The following is a 16,989-nucleotide window of genomic DNA, read 5'->3' as shown; positions in this document are numbered from 1 at the left end:
CGGTCTGGAGGGACAGAATGATCGGCAAGACCGTGTGGGCCGCCGATCCGCCGAAGCCGCCGCCCCCGGGGGAGGCGACCCGCCGCTTCCTCGCGGTGGCGGTGGACGGGCCGTCGGCCGCCCCCGCCGCGAGCGCCGCGAAGGCGACCGGCGCGTTCAAGCGGTACGCGGACACCGAGCGCCTGAACCTGCCCGATGACCGGCAGGAGGCGCCGTTCGCCGCCGGTCCGGAGCTCATCGGCCACCTGCTGCGGCACCTTCTCGGGATCGGCCGGTTCGGCTGGGCCTATGACGTACCCGTGCTGGGGGAATGGTCCGGCGCCGCCCAGGCCGTGACCGTCCGGGTGCACCGGCCGGTTCCGTCCGGCGGCGCGCTGTATCCGATCGAGGCGTATCTCGCCGGATCCGGCGGGTCCCCGGCGGGGCTGTACCACTACGATCGCGCGCATCACGCGCTGCAGCGCGTACGAGAGGGCGATCACCGTACGGCGCTGCTGGAAACGCTCACCGCTCCCCCTGCCACGCCGCCCGACCTGATGATCGTCCTGACGTCGGTGTTCTGGCGGACGGGCATCGCTTATGGCGATTTCGCCTACAAGATCCAGTGCCAGGAGACGGGCGCGCTCGTGGCGCAGTCGCTGGCCCTGACCGAGGATCTCGATCTTTCCGTCCGGCTTCACCTGGACTTCGACGGTGCCTTGATCGACCGCCTGCTGGACCTGCCGAAGGGGGCCGAAGGCGCACTCGCCGTACTCGGCGTGACGGGGACGGCATCGGAGGCCCCGAGGCCGGCCCGTACCGGGACGGCGCCGAGCGCGCGGGAACTCATCGCCAGGCAGGCCGCCGAGACGGTCGACCCGCCTCCGTCGGTGACCGCCTCGCTGCCGTATCTCGCCGCCCTGCACACCGCCGCCACGGTTCCGGGCGGAGGGGCGGGGACAGGCGGGAGCCCGAGCTCGGGACCCGCCCGCCCTGTCGGCCCGGGACCGCCGTGCGGCGATGACCCTTCCGTACGGCTGCCGGAGCCGGTGCCCGTCCGGTTGCGCGCGGGCATCGGCCACCGCAGGTCGGCCCCAGCCGGATTCGAGCCGGCGCCCATCCCCTCGGACGTGTTCGCGAGCATCCTCGCAGCTGCGGCAGGTGGCTACCCGGGAGATCTGGAGGGCACGCACGAAGGGCCGGTCACCTGCGCGCTGTACGCGTGGGCGTTGCGGGTGGACGGTGTGCCGCCGGGCGGCTACCGATACGACCCGGGGAGCCGCCGGCTCGGCGTCGCCATACCGTGGCAGGGACTCGACGAGATCGCCGGGCGGTTGCGGCCGCTCACCGCGCTCGCTCTTCGCGAGGCGGCGGCGGTGATCCTCCCGGTCGGCGACCCCCTCGAAGGCGTCGCGAGGTTCGGCGACATGTGGTGCCGCCTCCAGCTGATCGAGTCCGGGGTTCTCGTCCACCGTGCCACCCTCGCCGCTACCGCGCTCGGGCTCACGGCCCGAATCCACTCCGACGTCTGCGGCGAGGCGACGGACACGACACTCGGACTGCGCGGGCCGGGCCATCGCAGCCTCAGCGCCCTGCTCGTGGGCAGATCTCCGCGCCGCTCCCCCGTCCGATGGGACCTGTGGCCGGTCGCCGACCGGTACAGGCCCACCTGACACTTCCCCCACACTTCCCACGCCGACTGCGTGGGAGCGCCGATCGAGAGGAGAGCGCATGCAACGAGCCCCGCCGGGCCTGTTCTGAAGTGTCTCGAGTGAGCTCCCTTTCCCGGTACAGGCCCAACGACCAGGAGGTATTCATGCAGGAAAGTTCCCTGTTCGACCTGTCGGCTCTGACCGTCGAGTCGATCAGCGTGATGGCGGCCGCGCCCATCGAAGGTGTCAGCGAAGGCCACGGCATGACCGAGCTCAGCGCGAGCAGGCCGTGCACATGTGCCTGTGCGTGCCCCTGTAACAGCTCGCCGAGTTTCGTCGAAGACGACGTTCTCTAGTTTTTGGCAACTGCCGGTCACCAGGTGACCGCGGGCGGCGTCCGGGTGTCTCCGGTGCATCGGGGACGCCCGGACGTCGCGAACGACGGGTGAGGGAGGGGTTGTCTTGACGCTCGGCTCGGGAGCGCGGGGACCACGAGGCGAGGGATACGCGGCGGGCGCGGTGTTCGGTGTGCGCGTCGCCGGCATCCCGGTGGAGCGCGTGGCCGCCCTCCGCTTCCGCCGTACGTGGTCGCGGGTGGACGAGGTGATCCGGCTGGACGGGCAGGTGGCGGCCGAGGGCGCGCGCCTCGCGGACATCCTGCATGAGCTGATCGGACGTGAGGTGATCGCGGCGGGGCGGCGACCGGAACTCAAACCGGCCCTCGTCGCCCTTCGACGTGATCTTTTCGCCGGGCGCAGGCAGGCCCCGGCCCCGCGTCTGGACCCCGGTGATCGTCGATTTCCTCCCCGGGCCGGTGGCCGGGCGGGTGTCCACCTGGCTCGACGATCTCGATCGGCTGACCCGGGCGCGGTCGGTGATCTCCGGGCTGCTGGATCGGGAACTCGCCGAGAAGACGGCCGTTCTGCGCGATGCCACCCGGCTCTTCGAGTTCCGGCAAGGCCTGGCGCAGAGCAGCCCGGACCTGTCGCAGCGCCTGGACGCGTGGCAGGACGCCCCGAGCGATGTCGTGCCCGCCCGGCAGACGCTGCTCCGGCTCGCCAAGTACCTTGCGCGGGCCGCCATGAAGACCAGCCCGTACGCGACGTTCACCGCCAGCGGCCTCGGAAAATGGCGCGCCGACGGCGCCTCCGCCGTGTTCTCCGACGAACTCCTGACGTTGGGGGTCGCCGAACCAGATCGGTTGCTCCTGCACGCCTTCTGGCAGTGGTCGGCACGACTGCCGGGACTGCGGGACGGCGTCGCACTGCGGGTCAACTCGACTGCCGTCGAGGAGGACGGCCGCGTCTGGTTCCTCGGCCACCGCCCCGCCGAACCCATCAACTCGGTCCCGGCGAGTGAATCCCTGCGCGCGGTCCTCGATCTCATCCGGTCCGTCCCCGGCGCCACGCGCGGCGAGGTGGCCGGAAGGCTGATCTCCCGCGACGCTGGCGAGCACGTCGACCACCTGCTCGGCATGCTGATCGACAGTGGTCTGGTGGAGCAGCGCACCCCCTTCTCCGATCAGGCCGCCGACGCACTGCCCAAGCTGATCGACTGGCTTGAGCGGGCGCCTTCGGCTTCGACCGGCGATCAACCGCGGGCGCTGGAGTCGCTGAGGGCGATCGCCGAGGCGGTGGACGCGTACGCGCGCCAACCGGACGGAGGGAAACGCCGCTGGCGGGCGGGCGTCGACCGGTTGGCCGAACGGATGGCGCCCGACGCCCGACCGCCCGGGCCCGGCCTGCCATCCCGCCGCCTCGTGCACGAGAGCTACGTGCTCACGGGTCCGGTCGTGAGCTGGCCGAGCGCGAGCCTGCGGCGGGTGCACGACGACATGGACCGCGTCCGCCGATTCCTCGCGCTGCTCGATCTGAGCCTGCCGCTGAAGATCGCCCTCGCCGACTACTTCCTCCAGGCGTACGGGCCGGGTGGCTCGGTGCCCTTTCTCGCGTTCTACCGGCACGTCCACGACATGGGGCCGCTGGCCGGCAGCGTCGCGGGGCTCGCGGTCCGGAGATTCCTCGGCCAGGGGGGCGACGCGGCCGGTCGCCGTTCCGACCCCGGCCCGCGTGTGGCGCGGCTCCGCGAGCTTCGCCGTACGGCATGGGACTTCCTGCACGCGGCCCAGGAGAAGGCCGGCGAGGGGAACCCGCTGCCGCCTCGGTCGCTGGATGAGCTGATGGCCTGCTGGCCGGGCTTCATCCGCCCGACCGCGTCGATATCGGTATACGGGCAGCTGATGACGGCGCCCGAGGGGCCGCGGCTGGTCGTCAACTCGGTGTTGGCGGGGCCGCGCAGAGGGGTGGGGAGGATCCGGCATCTGCTGACGACCGCGGGCGATCGGGCTCCTGACCCCGTTCCGGGTGACGGGGACACGACGCTCGCGGAGATTCGCATCGATCACGGCAGTAATCTCGACCTCCATCCGCGAGTGTTGCCGGTCATCGACTACCCCTTCACCGGCGGGGACGACGCCGAGGCGGTGATCCCGCCGACCAGTCTGCGCGTCGAGTACGACCCGGACCACGAGCTGCTGGTGCTGCGCGGTACCGATGGCTCGGCGATCCGTCCGGTGCATCTGGGGCTGACCTCCGAGATGTTCCTCCCGCCCGCGCAGTCGTTCCTGATCCGCGGCTTCGGGTGCAACCCGACCGTGATGATGCCCGGCTGGGCATTGCGAGGCGGTTTGAAACCCCTGACGTCCATCGCCGTGGAGCACTCGCCGCGGCTCACGATCGGCGCCGTGGTGCTGGCGCGGGAGCGCTGGCGCATGCGCGCGGGGGAGTTCCCGGCGCCGGGCAAGGGCGAGGATCGGGGCGTCTACCTGGTTCGGCTGGCGCGATGGCTCGATGGGCACGGGATACCGCGCGAGTTCTTCGCCCGGGTCGTGAGTGTGCGCGACGGCGCCGGTTCGCTCGGCAAGAGCAGAAAGCCCGTGTACGTCGACGTCACCAACTGGTTCCTGCTCCAGGACTTCGTTCGAGTGCTCGACGATGCGGATCGTCTGGTGGTGCTGGAGGAGGCGCTTCCGGCCATGCCGGACCTTCCCCGGTACGGCGATCACGGCTCGCGCGTCACGGAGTACATCTTCGATCTGACGAAAAGGTGAAGGATATGTCCGTCCGCACGGATTCCGCGTGGCACAGCGCGCACGTCTACTACCACGACAAGGACAAGTCCGGGCTGCTGGTCGGCGCCGTGGCGCCCCTGCTCGATGGATTGGCGGAGGTGACGGAAGCGGTCTTCGTCGTCCCGCACTGGCGCCGGGGGCCGCACCTTCGGATCAACGTCCGCGCGCGTGACCACGACTGGTCCGAGGTGATCCGCCCGGCGATCGAGGAAACGATCGGGGCCTATCTGCGGGAGCATCCGTCCACGACCCGGCTCGACGAGCGGTCCCTGCTCCCGGAGCACCGGCTACTCGCCGAGCGGGAGCAGGAGATCGGGCCGCTGACCCCGTGGCGCCCCGACAACACGATCGACTTTCCGCCGTTCCAGTCCCGTCGGCATGCGGTGGGGGGAGACCAGGAGGTGGCGGATCTGATCATGGGCTTCTCCATCGAGAGCAACAGGCTCTATTTGGATATGTCACGTCATATCAGGGAGGGGAGGGACCGTCTCGACCTGCTCATGCTGACCTTGATGTTCACCACCGCCCACGCCGTGGGCGGGCTGCGGCGCAACGTCGGGTCCTTCCGCGCGCACTCCGAAGGCTTCCTCGACGCGTGCGGCCGGCCCGACATCTGGCGGTCGGCGTTCGAGGCGAAGTACCGGGAACATCGTGACCTGGTCGTCGGCCGCATGCGCGCCGTCGCCCGCACCCTGGACGGCATCCATGATGACGCTTCCGGCGGCGCCTCGAACGGCCTCCCCGCCGAGCCGCTCCCGTTCGTCCGCGAGTGGGCCGAGCTGGTCACCCGCCACGCCGAACGCGCCGATCCGATCATCGACAGCGGCGTGCTGACCACGCTCTCCGCCGCCGACGGAGTCACCTTCGAGGCGGCGCGCCTCAGCGAGTACCTCCGCCTGGGGCTGACCAATGACGAGTTCCTGAGAAGGGGACACGGCAACCCCGCGTTCCTGCGTTACCGCGTGGTGCTGAACAACACGTACTCGTACCTGACCCGGATGGGCCTCGCGCCGCGCGAACGCGGCCTCCTGTGCTATCTGGCGGCCAACGCCATCGAGGACGTGTACGACGTGTCGGCGATCGAATTCCTGCGGAAGTTCGTCGCCGAGCATCCGGGGCCGCGCGTCGCGTCACCCCCGGAACAGCCGTGACCGAATCCTCATGGGTGAGCGCCCACGTCTTCCGGCACGACGACCTCGACGAACTTCTGCTGACCCAGGTCGCCCCCCTGATGTCCGAACTCGTCGCCGACGATCTCGTCCTCGGCTTCTTCTATCTGCGCTACTGGGAAGGCGGCCCGCACGTACGGCTCCGCATGCGGGCCGCCACCGCGCACCTCGGCGAGGTGCGCGAACGGGTGAGCGGTCGGCTCGGCGCCTACCTTCGCGCCGAGCCGTCCCGCCACCCGATGAACCCGGCCGACTACACGCGACTCGCCGCCGACTTAGCCGCCCTTGAGGGCCATCTTGGGTATGAGCGGCGCCTGCTCCCGCCGGACACCATCCGGTTCGTCCCCTACCCGCCCGAACACCTCTCCTTCGGCCACGGGGCGTCGCTGGCCTCCGTGGAACACCATTTCTGCGAATCCACGGCGGTGGCCCTCGATGTCCTGTGGGCGCCTCCACCCGAGCGCGTGTCGGCGGCGATGGTGATGACCCTGGCCGCACTGCTGTCTCTTCCGGCCGACGCCCGCCTCCTCAAGCAGGCTGGAACGATGACGAACAGCCCCGAGCCGGACACCTCCGACGCGACGGAGGAGAAGGCGGCCTGGGCCCGCTCCCGGAACGAACTGACCGCCATGGCCGAACGGCTACGCACCGCGGACCTCTCCATCACACCGCAGATCCCGGCACTGGCGTGGGCACGCTCGATTCGCGAACTGCGAGATCGGCTGGCCGCCCTCCGGCTCGCCGGCGCCTTCTCCTCCGAGTTCCCCGAACCCGTCGCCCACGCGCTCGACCGTTGCCTGCATCTGCACCTCAACCGGCTGGGCATCTCGTTGACGCAGGAGGCGCGGCTGCGCCGCATGGCCGTCCTCACCCTCCGCGACCTGCGGTGACCGCCGGGGCCGGTGAACACTCTGATGGGCGTCGACTGGTCGCCGGTCAGGTCCGCCTGGTCGCGGACCCGGAGCGCTTAGGCGACCTGCGGGAGGACGGGAGGTACGGTCCTAGGGAGGAGGTCACATGGCAGACGATGAGATCACGACGATCGGCGGATGCTACGTATGCAAGCGCACCTTCAGTTTCGTGCCGGAGAGCGTCACGGTGGTCTCCATCGACCCTGAGACGGGTCTTCCGCCGGGGATGACGGTGCTGGGCACCTTGCGTGAGCCGACGCGGGAAGCGTCGGCCAGGGCGGTGGAGAAGGTCGTCTGCCCGGACTGCGTGAGCAGGGCGAAGCAGTTCCTGGAAGCGCCCGCTCCCCGGTTCGAGACGTGGCGGAGCGACCCTGATCGGGGCTGACGGTCACAGGTCGTCGTCGGCGAAGAAGGAGAAGGCTGCCGACAGATCGGCCGGCTCGTCCGCACCGCCGGTCAGCGGCTGCTCGGCCCAGATGACCTTGCCGCGGTGCGTGTAGCGGGTGCCCCAGGACTCGGCGATGTGCGCGACCAGGAAGAGTCCGCGTCCGCCCTCGTCCGTGGCGACCGCACGACGTGGGCGCGGTGAGCTCTCGCTCGCGTCGGAGACCTCGCAGATCAGCATCCGGTCCAGGATCATCCGCGCCCTGATGGGTTCGCTGCCGTAGCGGATGGCGTTGGTCACCAGCTCGCTGAAGATCAGCTCGGTGTTGAAGGCGAGGTTCTCCAAGTCCCAGGCGGCCAGCTGGCCGGCGACCTCGCCGCGTATGCGGGACACCACGGCGGGGTCCGACGCCAGGTCCCAGGAGGCGATGTGGTCCGGCTCCAGCGCCCGGGTCCGGGCGACCAGCAACGTGACGTCGTCGGCGAGGTCGTCGGGCGGCACGGTGGCCAGCACGGACGTGGCGGTCTGTTCGGCCGAGCCGTTGGCCTGGCCGAGGGCCAGGCGCAGGCGTTCCGCTCCGGCGCGGGGGTCGTCGGCGAGCAGCCCCTTGGTGTACAGCACGAGCATGCTGCCCTCGGGGAGCTCCACCTCGGCCGTTTCGAAGGGGGAGCCGCCGAGCCCGAGCGGCTGCCCCGTGGGCAGGTCGAGGAACTCCACCGAGCCGTCCGGGTAGACGACGGCGGGTGGCGGATGGCCCGCGCAGGCCAGGGCGCAGCGCCGCGAGGTCGGGTCGTAGACCGCGTACGCGCAGGTCGTCCTGGTCAGGTGGCCTTCGTCGCCGTCGGCGGGGTCGGCCTCCTCATGGCTGAGGCGGCGGACCAGGTCGTCCAGGTGGTTCAGGATGTCCGCGGGCAGCATGTCGAGCGAGGCGAAGTTGCCCACGGCGGTGCGCAGGCGGCCCATGGTGGCCACACCGTGCAGGCCCCGGTCGGCGACGTCGCCCACGACCAGGGCGACCCGGGCGCCGGACAGGCAGATGACGTCGAACCAGTCGTGGCCGGCCGCCTCCTGCGCGGGCAGGTAGCGGTGGGCCACGTCGATCGCGGTCTGCTCGGGCAGGCTGCGGGGCAGCATGCTCTGCTGCAGGGCCCTGACCACGGTTCGCTCCCGGGTGAAACGGCGGGCGTTGTCCACGCAGACCGCCGCGTGCCGCACCATTTCCTCCGCGATGGAGACGTCGTCGTCCTCGAAGGGTTCAGAGCCTCCCAGGCGCATGAAGGTCGCCACGCCGAGGACGCGGTCGTGGGCGATCAGCGGGACGGCGATGAGCGAGCCGATTCCGTACCCGGACGGCGCGTTCTCCGCCGAGTCCGGCCACAGCACGGCCTCCCGGTCGAGGAGGCAGTCGGCCTGTGGGGAGGTCGGCAGGTAGTGGACGGGCTTCCCCAAGCCGATGGGAAAAAGATTCTCTCGTACGGCGCGGGTCGCGACGCGGCGCAGGCCCGTGCCGGGGTCGGCGGGCTCCTCCCCGCGCAGTACGGACTCGTGAAGGTCGATCGTGACGTGGTCGGCGAGCCGGGGGACCGTCACCTCGGCGAGTTCCTCGGCCGTTCGCTCCACGTCGAGCGTCCTGCCGATGTTCGTCGCGGCTTCGTACAGGAGCCTGATGCGTTTGCGGGCCGCTACGGCGAGCTTGCCGACGCCGGGCTCACCGAACAGCAACAGGCCCGGATCGGGAGGCTCGTCGCCGGCGGCGCTCGCGGCCGGCGAGGGCACGAGTGGTGGCGCGTTCGCCAGGTCGGCCACCCCTGGGGCCGGGACGTCGGTGAGCGGCTCCCACGGGCCGTCCTGGATCCGCACCTGCGCGACGACGCCGACGACCGGGGTGGTCCCGACGACCCCGGCGGGGGTGGCCGACCCGGTGACTGCGGTGGGCTCGGTCGTCGGGACGGCGCGCAGCATGGCGGTTCGCCCGTGGGAGAGGGGGATCTCGATGGCCGCCCGCCGCCCGAGCGCGATCAGCCCGACGGCCTTCTCCTCCAGCAGGAAGCGGTCACCGCGCGGCAGCTCACGCAGGAGGTGACCGGCGCCCTCGGCAGGCGGCGGGCCGGGCAGCCCTCCGGCCCGGAGGTACGTCTCGAACAGGTCGCGTTCGCGCTCGCTGCTCTGCTCCAGCAGGCGCCGCTCGATGCGCTCGGCCACCTGCTGCACCAGGATGGTCATCGCCGGGTCGTCGCGCCCGTTGGGGCAGACGATGCTGACGACGCCGAGGGCGTGGCCGGTGAGCGGGTCCAGGATCGGCACACCGGTGCCGGTGAAGGGCTGCACACAGGTGGCGGGATGCTCGAAGCCGGCGACGCGGGTGAGCCGCCTCTCGCGCAGGGCGGTGCCGGTGCCGTTGGTCCCGACGGCGGACTCCGTGTACGTCGTGCCGGGGACGGCGCCTACTTTGTCGAAGTATCTCCTCATCCCGGGGTCGCTCAGGTAGCGAAGCACCAGTCTCGCCTGGTCGTCGACGAGGAGGAGGGCCGCGTCGGCGTTCTCGACGACGTGGTGCACGCGATCGAGGATCGGCCGGGCCGCCCGGACCAGGAAGGCGTTCTGGTCGATCTCCACCGGGTCGGGGAATCCGAGCTTCTCCGGGGTGCAGGCGACGGCCTGACATCGTCGCCACGACCGCAAGATGACCGGACGCACACTCCGGTCCACCTGCTCACCGTGAAGGAACCGCTCGAACTCCTCCTCGGAGGGCCCCTTGCCACCTCGGATGTGTGCCACTTGGGTTACCCCCGACGCATCTCGACCGAGTGCAACTCATCCCAATCTCGACACTATATGACAAATGGTGATATTTCTCCCTGGGTGCCGGGCGCGCGAGCTCGCCGAGCGGCGCGATCGTACGGACCCGAACCTCGAAGCAGCGGCCACCGAGCGGCTGGGCGGAGGCCGGCGAGCGAGCACGGCCGGGCCCGTCAGCGACGACCCTGCCAGGGCGTGCGCGGGCCCCACATCAGGCGGCGTGAGGCCTCGCCGATTCCGGCGCGCGAACGAATGCGTGAAAGCCCATGAATTCCAGGACCTCGTCCGGCCCGGAAAGCATGGGCTTCGCCGCGTTACTTGAGGGAGATCAGGCGGCCCTTGAACTTCGGGTGCTTGGTTTCCCAATACCGCCAGCCTTCCACCCTGGAGGGCACGTTGGCTATTCCCCGGTCGACCTCGACGTGGCGGCAGGTGCCGAGCACGCGCCAGGACGACCAGCCGATGCGGTAACCGAGAACCCGGTACCACATGTTTCCGTACATGCCCTTGCTGATCGTCTGGGTGTACTCGTGCCCGGTGAAGACCATGTGCCGTTCTTCGAGGTGCGGAAGGCCCATCCTGCGCAGGCTGCGGACCACGTCATGGGTATCGGTCCACTGCGTCGTCCTTTCCTTCTCGGTCTCGAGGAAGGCGAGGACTTCGTGCTCCCGCGTGACCGAAACCGTCATCTCGCCACCGGGGCCGTCGATGAACCGGGTGCGGGGGACGAAGAAGTTGCGTGGTGAGAGCCTGTGGACCTTGTAGAAGTTGTGCGGACTGCAACGTCCGTCGTGGTGGTGGTGATGATGGTCGTGGTCATGGTCGTGGTCGTTATTCGCGCTCACCGGCGGGGACAGGACGGCGACCAGTGCCATCGAAAGGGTGCCGGCCATGGCGAACATGACTCGCCTCGGCGAGTGACGCGCCTTGGGTTGGGCGGGCATGGCTTTGGCTGTTTTCCGGGGAATGGGCGTGGACATGTACCGTTCCTTTCGGATTGCGACCCCTGGTCGCGACTGACCCGCAGGCCGAATGCGGCCGTTACTGCCCGCTGAGCGAGCCAACGGGACCGGTACGATGCTTACAGTTGTCATGAGCCACGCCACAACGCCACGCCGCCCCGCAATTCCTGGTACAGGGAAAGAGCGGGTGAAAAATTGTCACTACGGCTTCTCGTCCGTATTGTCGCCAGTCAGGGTTCTCAGGTGGCCGTCATAAATGCCGCATCGCCCTATGAAATCCGCAAAAATGCGCGCGTCGCCGTACAAAGGCGGATCTGACCGCAGCGCGTGCGGAGTGGCGAGCGTTGACGGACGCGACGCCGACGTTGGTTCTTGTCGAGACATGTTGGGTCTTGCAAGGCCGCCACGGTACTGGATCGTGATCCTGATAATCCGTATTAGTTCTTGACAATGCCTCCCGGTGGCGAGAGCGTGTTTCTCCGGCCGAGGCGTCTGACGACGGTCGGCCGATAACTCATCCTGTTGAGTCGTGTTCCTCTGCGAGATCGTGGCGGGCCGGATTCCGGCCGTCGTGGATGCCCGCCCTGAGTGCGCCGCGACCTCTGGTCTGTTCAATTATGTTCCCTCTTGTGTGATCCGGTGGAGTGAACTAGCTTTGCGGGCCAGGCAAGCGCTTTCCGGAGGGAAGCCTGGCTCGGCTCTTCAACCCCCCGAGGAGAGATCGTGTTGGATCCGTTGAATCGCCGCCGGTTCCTCGGTGTCACGGGCGCCGCGTTCGCCGGCGCGATCGTGCTCGACGGCGCCACCCTGCCGGCGCTCGCTGCGCGAGGCGCGGCACGCGGCGCGATCGTCAGGCGCACCGGTGACATCTGGCGCCTGGAGAACGACGTGCTGCGCGTCGAGGTCAAGCAGGGCCGCGGCGGCATCGCGGTCAGCAGTGTGTACAACAGGCGGGCGGAGCAGGAGTACCAGACCGCGCCCGGTGGCCGCAGGCTCTTCGAGTACGAGTTCGACGGGAAGGACACGGTCGGCTCCGACAGCGGCTGGACGGTGCTGCGGCCGACCACCGGCGACCTGTGGATGCACACGCCGCGGGGCCGGGTGAAGGTGGGACGCGAGCTACGGATCCCGCTCCGGCGCACCGGCCCGGTCGCGGTGACCGTGACGGCGGTGTTCGAGATCTACGACGGACGCTCGGGGCTGCGCTTCCACACGCTGGTCCGCAACGACGCCACCGACCGGCGCACCACGATCACCAACTCGACCGTGCTCGCCCTGGCCTTCCCCGACCGGCCGCACACGCTGCACTACCCGCCGAACATGCGCTGGAAGAGCACCACCGGCGCGCTCGCGCCGCTGCCGGAGGACACCTCGTCCGCGGGCAAGCGCGCCGAGCTGCCCAAGAAGGTCATCAGTGTGTACGACGACGGTCACGGGTGGAGCCTCAGCCCGGAGACCAATTGGAAGACCATGCGCGGCAACGGCGACCAGGCCGACTACATGCTGCCGCCGTTCGCCGCGCTCAACGCCTGGCACGAGGCCGACCACGTCAAGGTGGTCACGAACCCCGAGTCCTTGCAGCTCGTGCTGTTCGAGGGCGAGGAGTTCGAGTATCTGTCGGTGAACCTCACGGTCTTCCGCGGGGATGTGATCGACGCGAAGATGGCCGAGGAGGAGCACTTCCGCAGAAGGTTCCGCTACAACGATGTCACCACGCTGTTCAACACCAACGACTGGGACTACCGCGGCGGTCCGGGCGACACGTTGCCCGACAACTACTACTACGACGTCATCATCCCCAAGGCGAAGCAGGCCGGCTTCGACATGGTCATGCTGGACGACCTGTGGAACACCACCCGCGACACCATCGTGCCGAGCGCCGCGATGCTGAAGTCGATCCGCAGCCTGGAGGAGTTCTCCGGCACGGTCACCGGCAACGGGATGCGGTTAGGCCTGTGGTACAGCCTGAGCGGTGACGGCCACGGCAAGGGCCGGGACCTGGCCGACCCGGCCCAGATCGCGGAAAAGCGGGCGCAGATCGAGACGCTGATCACGCGGTATCGGATGTCGCACCAGATGGTCGACCTGACCGAGTGGTGGCAGAACGGGACGGCGACGGCCTACTCCCACCCGAGCGACAACGTCTACCGCAAAAATGTGCTGAGCCGCCGCCTGCTCAACCAACTTGTCGAGAAATATCCGCACTTCTTGCCCAAGGTCACCAGCGAGCTGGACATCCACCCCACCCAGGGCGACCGGAACAACAGCCTGATGCACGTCGCCTACAACGGCTGGAACACCGCCAACGGCGGGATCACCGGCGAGGACCTGTCGCTGCGCACCGCCGTCACCGGATTCGGCCACCTGCCGATGAACTCCACCTACATGAACGGCGGCCGGATCACCGGCCGGATGGAGGACTACTACTCCTACATCGCCGTCCGTAACGTGAAGTTCGGCCAGGACCCCGGCAAGCCCGGCACCTGGCCGGAGGCGGGCGCGCAGTTGATGGCCCGCTTCAACCGCTGGCGCAAGCACCCGCGCGTGGTCGCGCTCACCGAGCAGCCGTTCCGCCCTGTCTACCTGGGCGCCGGCTGGGACGGCGAGCGGTGGAACTCCAGCACCGGGCCGTTCGTGTGGATGTGGACCGACGACGACCGCGACACCGCGCTCCTGATCGCCACCGGCAAGGGCGGCTACGCCTCCACCGTGCTCGCCGACCTGCGCTGGCTCGACGACGACGGCACCTACACGGTCGCCGACATCACCCTCGACGACGACGGCTCCCACACCTACGCCTATCGGGGCACGTACCAGGGCGCGCAGCTGAAGGGCTTCCCGATCGACCTGCGGGCCAACACCTCGCGGGGCAAGGCGTTCTGGATCAAGCGTGCCGACGGCAAGAACTGCCAGGTGCTCTACGCCGACGAGAACGTGGCGTCGTACCGGGAGAACGGCGCGGCGAACCGGCTGCGGCTGGAGCTGACCGGCACGCCGGGCGCCGACGCGGTGGTCGTGGTCGTGGACCCCCGGCACGACCGGGGGCTGCCCAGGACCGTCAAGCTGGACGGGAACGGCCGCGCCTCGGTGACCGTGCCCGCAGCCGACCTGCTGCCGCCGGTGGCGGTGCCGAGCGTGTTCGCCGAGCCGATCTACAACGAGGCGGAGTTCCTGCCCCGCGCGTCCACCGCCACGCTGACCGAGATCGGCGAGCCGAACGCCAGCAACGCCGCGTGGATCCTGGCCGGCTTCACCGGCACCGGGCAGAGCGTCGAGTACACCGTGGACGTGCCCGCCGACGGCCTCTACCAGGTGGACGTGCGCTACAAGGAGAACGAGTCGCGCGGCAGCAGCAAGCTGTCGGTGGACGGCGCCGACCTCGGGCCGGAGTCGAACCACTTCCAGCCGCGCAACATGTACAAGGGCATCGAGTTCCGCGAGCGACGGCACGGCAACGTGCGGCTGGCCAAGGGGGCGCACACCTTCCGCTTCACCTCGACCGGGCGCACCGGCGGCAGTTACGCGGTCGGCGTCGACTACATCAAGCTCACCCCGACCGCGACCCCGCCCCGGCTGGCGTTCGAGGCCGAGCAGGTGTTCACCGGCTCCCAGGGCGAGGTGGGCGCCACCGCCGACCCGGCGGCGAGCCCGGCGGTCGGCGGCGCCTGGCACGGGCTGCGCGCCGGGGCCGTGGGGGACTGGGTGGAGTACACCGTCAAGGTGCCCGCCGCCGGCCGGTACACGATCGCGTCGGTGGCGAAGGCGCACAAGGACCGGGGCCGCGGCAGGCTGACGATCGGCGGCGCGGCGGTGGGCGAGGAGTTCGACCACTACCTGCCGCCCTCGGACGGCGCCTACCAGTATCGCGAGCTCGCGCACGGCGAGGCCGACCTGCCCGCCGGGGACGTGGTGCTGCGCTACACGGTGACCGGCAGGAACGCCGCCTCGGCCGCGTACACGCTGGCCACCGACCAGATCCTGCTCACCCCGGCGCCCGCGCTCACCATGACCGGCAAGGACCGGCTCACCGTCGGCGAGAGCGCGACGTACACGGTGGAGTTCGTCCGGTTCGAGGAGTACTACGCGGACGCGAAGTACGTGCTCTGGACCGTCGAGCAGGAGAGCGAGCCGGGCGTGCTGATCGCCGGGCAGGACGGGCGGGTCCAGGCGGTCAAGCGCGGCACGGCGGTCCTGCGGGCGCGCAGCCACCTCGCCGAGCAGGCGACGGCCACCTTGACGGTGACGGTCGGATGAGCGCGATCAGTGAGCTGAGCACGCTCAGCAAGACCAGGGCCGAGCCGGCCCGGCGCGAGAACCTGGCCGCCTACCTCTTCCTCGCCCCCTGGCTGGTCGGCCTGGTGCTGATCACGATCGGGCCGATGCTGGCCTCGCTCTACCTGGCCTTCACCGACTACAACCTGCTGGAGGCGCCGACCTGGATCGGGGTGGAGAACTTCACCCGGATGTTCGCGGACGAGCGGCTGCACAACTCGCTCCGGGTCACTTTCGTCTACGTGCTGGTCTCGGTGCCGCTGCAACTCGCGCTCGCGCTGCTGCTGGCCGTGGTGCTGGACCGGGGCCTGCGCGGGATGGCGTTCTACCGCTCGGTGTTCTACCTGCCGTCGCTGCTCGGCTCCAGCGTGGCCATCGCCATCCTGTGGCGGCAGGTGTTCGGCGCCGAGGGGCTGATCAACCACGTGCTCGGCTGGTTCGGCGTCGAGGGCAGGAGCTGGATCGCCGACCCGGAGTCGGCCCTGTGGACGCTGGTCACGCTGAACGTGTGGACGTTCGGCGCGCCCATGGTGATCTTCCTGGCCGGGCTCCGGCAGATCCCGCGGATGTACTACGAGGCGGCGGCCGTGGACGGGGCCGGGCCGTTGCGCCGCTTCGGCAACATCACCATGCCGCTGCTCACCCCGATCATCTTCTTCAACCTGGTGCTGCAGATCATCCACGCCTTCCAGGCGTTCACCCAGGCGTTCGTGGTCTCCGGAGGGACCGGCGGGCCGTCGGACTCCACCATGTTCTACACGCTCTACCTGTACGAACGCGGCTTCGGGAAGTTCGACATGGGTTACGCCTCCGCGATGGCGTGGGTGCTGCTGGTGATCATCGGAGTCTTCACCGCCGGGAACTTCGTCGCCTCCAAGTACTGGGTCCACTATGACGATTAGAACGGTGCTCAAGCACCTCGCGCTCGCGGCGACCATCCTGGTCATGCTCTATCCGGTGATCTGGATGGTGGTCAGCTCGCTGCGGCCGGGCGACGAGATCTTCCGCGAGCCGGGGCTGCTGATCACCGAGCTGGAGATCGAGAACTACACGCTCGGCTGGAACGCGCTGGGCCACCCGTTCAGCCACTATCTGATGAACTCGGCCCTGGTCGTGCTCGGCGCGATCGTCGGCAATCTGGTGTCGTGCTCGATGGCGGCCTACGCGTTCGCCCGGCTGGAGTTCATCGGCAAGAAGTTCTGGTTCGCCATCATGCTGATGACGATCATGCTGCCGATCCACGTGCTGATCGTGCCGCAGTACGTGATGTTCTCCGAGGTCGGCTGGGTGAACACGTTCCTGCCGCTGGTGGTGCCGAAGCTGCTGGCCACCGACGCGTTCTTCGTCTTCCTCATGGTGCAGTTCATCCGCGGCATCCCGCGCGAGCTGGACGAGGCGGCCAGGATCGACGGCTGCGGGCGGGCCCGGATCTTCCTGCGGGTGATCCTGCCGCTGATGGTCCCGGCCCTTGCCACCACGGCGATCTTCACCTTTATCTGGACATGGAACGACTTCTTCAGTCAGCTCATCTACCTCACTGACCCGGAGATGTACACGGTGCCCATCGCCCTGCGCTCCTTCGTGGACGCGACGTCGAGCACCTCGTGGGGGTCGCTGTTCGCCATGTCGGTGGTGTCACTCGCCCCCGTCTTCCTCGCCTTCCTCGTCGGCCAGCGCTTCCTGATCAAGGGAATCGCCACGACCGGCGGCAAGTAGCTCCAAGAAAGGAC

The 16,989-nt window shown here is 69.4% G+C and carries 11 protein-coding genes; 9 read left to right on the top strand and 2 right to left on the bottom strand.

Annotation, left to right across the window (positions count from 1 at the left end):
- Nucleotides 1-17: 17 nt before the first annotated feature.
- The 6 genes from ACTMTF_RS37730 to ACTMTF_RS37705 all read left to right on the top strand — a co-directional run bounded on the left by ACTMTF_RS37730 (nt 18) and on the right by ACTMTF_RS37705 (nt 7,226).
- A complete protein-coding gene (locus ACTMTF_RS37730; protein ID WP_441114955.1) occupies nt 18-1,652 on the top strand; it encodes a SagB family peptide dehydrogenase in 1,635 nt (544 codons plus the stop codon).
- 143 nt (nt 1,653-1,795) lie between these two features.
- On the top strand, nt 1,796-1,987 hold the full coding sequence (locus tag ACTMTF_RS37725; RefSeq protein ID WP_397013495.1) for a thiomuracin/GE37468 family thiazolyl RiPP peptide: 192 nt from the start codon (nt 1,796-1,798) through the stop codon (nt 1,985-1,987).
- A 431-nt stretch (nt 1,988-2,418) separates the two neighbouring features.
- Complete coding sequence (locus ACTMTF_RS37720; RefSeq protein ID WP_441114954.1) at nt 2,419-4,740, top strand: lantibiotic dehydratase; 2,322 nt, start codon at nt 2,419-2,421, stop codon at nt 4,738-4,740.
- Nucleotides 4,741-4,745: 5 nt separating this feature from the next.
- Nucleotides 4,746-5,912, top strand: a complete 1,167-nt coding sequence (locus ACTMTF_RS37715; protein WP_441114953.1) for a thiopeptide maturation pyridine synthase — start codon at nt 4,746-4,748, stop codon at nt 5,910-5,912.
- Nucleotides 5,909-6,820 (top strand): thiopeptide-type bacteriocin biosynthesis protein, encoded by a 912-nt coding sequence (locus tag ACTMTF_RS37710; RefSeq protein WP_441114952.1) that lies wholly within the window; start codon nt 5,909-5,911, stop codon nt 6,818-6,820. The genes ACTMTF_RS37715 and ACTMTF_RS37710 overlap by 4 nt, the downstream gene beginning before the upstream one ends.
- Before the next feature lie 127 nt (nt 6,821-6,947).
- Nucleotides 6,948-7,226, top strand: a complete 279-nt coding sequence (locus tag ACTMTF_RS37705) for a hypothetical protein (RefSeq protein ID WP_441114951.1) — start codon at nt 6,948-6,950, stop codon at nt 7,224-7,226.
- Between the two features lie 3 nt (nt 7,227-7,229).
- Here the strand turns inward: ACTMTF_RS37705 and ACTMTF_RS37700 are convergent, their stop codons facing one another.
- The gene (locus ACTMTF_RS37700; protein WP_441114950.1) at nt 7,230-10,004 is read right to left on the bottom strand and encodes a SpoIIE family protein phosphatase; all 2,775 of its coding nucleotides are present in this window, start codon (nt 10,002-10,004) and stop codon (nt 7,230-7,232) included.
- Nucleotides 10,005-10,339: 335 nt separating this feature from the next.
- Nucleotides 10,340-10,918, bottom strand: a complete 579-nt coding sequence (locus tag ACTMTF_RS37695; protein WP_441114949.1) for a hypothetical protein — start codon at nt 10,916-10,918, stop codon at nt 10,340-10,342.
- Nucleotides 10,919-11,710: 792 nt separating this feature from the next.
- Here ACTMTF_RS37695 and ACTMTF_RS37690 point away from each other — a divergent pair.
- Genes ACTMTF_RS37690 through ACTMTF_RS37680 form a run of 3 tightly spaced genes read left to right on the top strand, consistent with a single transcriptional unit; the run spans nt 11,711 to nt 16,975 of the window.
- On the top strand, nt 11,711-15,241 hold the full coding sequence (locus ACTMTF_RS37690) for a carbohydrate-binding protein (RefSeq protein ID WP_441114948.1): 3,531 nt from the start codon (nt 11,711-11,713) through the stop codon (nt 15,239-15,241).
- The gene (locus ACTMTF_RS37685) at nt 15,238-16,161 is read left to right on the top strand and encodes a carbohydrate ABC transporter permease (protein ID WP_397013511.1); all 924 of its coding nucleotides are present in this window, start codon (nt 15,238-15,240) and stop codon (nt 16,159-16,161) included. The genes ACTMTF_RS37690 and ACTMTF_RS37685 overlap by 4 nt, the downstream gene beginning before the upstream one ends.
- Complete coding sequence (locus tag ACTMTF_RS37680; protein WP_397013513.1) at nt 16,151-16,975, top strand: carbohydrate ABC transporter permease; 825 nt, start codon at nt 16,151-16,153, stop codon at nt 16,973-16,975. The genes ACTMTF_RS37685 and ACTMTF_RS37680 overlap by 11 nt, the downstream gene beginning before the upstream one ends.
- The last annotated feature ends 14 nt before the right edge of the window (nt 16,976-16,989 follow it).

Source organism: Nonomuraea sp. ZG12 (assembly GCF_052068115.1).
Taxonomy (GTDB): Bacteria; Actinomycetota; Actinomycetes; order Streptosporangiales; family Streptosporangiaceae; genus Nonomuraea.
Note: the sequence above shows the minus strand (reverse complement) of the source record. Positions and strands in the feature narration are given on the sequence as shown.

Bases quoted from the DNA above. Each gene is read 5' to 3' on its own strand.
- ACTMTF_RS37730 (WP_441114955.1), top strand. From the start codon at position 18: ATGATCGGCAAGACCGTGTGGGCCGCCGATCCGCCGAAGCCGCCGCCC.
- ACTMTF_RS37725 (WP_397013495.1), top strand. From the start codon at position 1,796: ATGCAGGAAAGTTCCCTGTTCGACCTGTCGGCTCTGACCGTCGAGTCG.
- ACTMTF_RS37715 (WP_441114953.1), top strand. From the start codon at position 4,746: ATGTCCGTCCGCACGGATTCCGCGTGGCACAGCGCGCACGTCTACTAC.
- ACTMTF_RS37705 (WP_441114951.1), top strand. From the start codon at position 6,948: ATGGCAGACGATGAGATCACGACGATCGGCGGATGCTACGTATGCAAG.
- ACTMTF_RS37695 (WP_441114949.1), bottom strand. From the start codon at position 10,918: ATGGCCGGCACCCTTTCGATGGCACTGGTCGCCGTCCTGTCCCCGCCG.
- ACTMTF_RS37685 (WP_397013511.1), top strand. From the start codon at position 15,238: ATGAGCGCGATCAGTGAGCTGAGCACGCTCAGCAAGACCAGGGCCGAG.
- ACTMTF_RS37680 (WP_397013513.1), top strand. From the start codon at position 16,151: ATGACGATTAGAACGGTGCTCAAGCACCTCGCGCTCGCGGCGACCATC.